The organism is Cohnella baijiui (assembly GCF_020731285.1).
In the GTDB taxonomy this organism is placed as follows: domain Bacteria; phylum Bacillota; class Bacilli; order Paenibacillales; family Paenibacillaceae; genus Cohnella.
Genome location: NZ_JAJFOW010000547.1, coordinates 1 through 207 on the forward strand (window position 1 = coordinate 1; position 207 = coordinate 207).

General features: G+C 41.1%; 1 protein-coding gene. It reads right to left on the reverse strand.

Annotated elements, in window-relative coordinates; all coding sequences use genetic code 11:
* Window positions 1–207 (reverse strand): aldehyde dehydrogenase family protein (locus LKX83_RS33740; RefSeq protein WP_227887692.1); only part of this gene is annotated, 207 nt, incomplete at both ends.

Sequence of the window (207 nt, forward strand, 5' to 3'; positions counted from 1 at the left end):
TGGTGCCTGAGTTTGAGTAGGAGCCCCATCATTAATGCCTATAATTCCGTATTCAAGCACTTCTGACATTCTAAAGCAGCGGCTATTATTCTGTGTATAAACATAAGCTGCTAATCCATATTGCGTATCATTTGCCAGCTCTATAACTTCTGCTTCCTCTTTAAATGTGATGATCGGAACAACGGGTCCGAAAGTTTCTTCCGTGTA